We start from the raw sequence: 703 nt of genomic DNA, 5'->3' as shown, positions 1-703 counted from the left end.
GGCCCGCGCCGACGGCCGGTGGCGTCGCTACCGGGGTGACGCCGGCGGCCAGTTGGTCGACCGGGAGGTGGGCCCGCCGGACGGGTCGGAACCCGACGAGCACGAGCTGGTCCGTTCGCTGTCGGTGGGCGCCGCTCCGGTCGGCCGGCTGCGGGTCCGGTTCCCCCGCTCCGCTCCGCCCACCGCCCGGGAACGCGACGCGGTGGCCGCGTTCGGCGACGCGCTAGCCGCCGCGCTGCACGACGCCGCGACCCACCGCGAGCTGCGGCTGGTCACCGCCCGGTCGTCGTACGAGGCGGTCCACGACCCGCTCACCGGGCTGGCCAACCGGGCGGCCATGCTCAGCAAGGGCGACCAGTCGCTGCGGCAGCTCGCGCACGATCACCCGGTGGCGTTGCTGCTGCTGGACATCAACCAGTTCAAGGAGGTCAACGACACCCTCGGGCACGCCGCCGGCGACCAGCTGCTGCGGCTGACCGCGAACCGGCTCAGCGCGTTGGTCCGCCCCGGCGACCTGCTCGGCCGGCTCGGTGGCGACGAGTTCGCGCTGCTGCTCACCTTGGTGCCGGTGCTCGGTGACCGGGCCGCCCAGATGGCGCACGCGCTGCGCCAAGCCCGGGAGATCGCCGAACGGCTGGCCGCGCCGACCGAGGTGGCCGGGGTACGGATGTCGATCGAGGTCTCCGTCGGTGTGGTCGTGGCC

1 protein-coding gene is annotated in these 703 nt (G+C 75.2%); it reads left to right on the top strand.

Translation table 11 applies throughout. The features are described from left to right. On the top strand, positions 1–703 hold a 703-nt coding region (locus tag EAD89_RS00145; RefSeq protein WP_147458722.1), incomplete at both ends, for a GGDEF domain-containing protein.

The sequence above is a fragment of the Micromonospora sp. BL4 genome (genome assembly GCF_003667505.1).
Classification (GTDB): Bacteria; Actinomycetota; Actinomycetes; order Mycobacteriales; family Micromonosporaceae; genus Micromonospora.
Note: the sequence above shows the minus strand (reverse complement) of the source record. Positions and strands in the feature narration are given on the sequence as shown.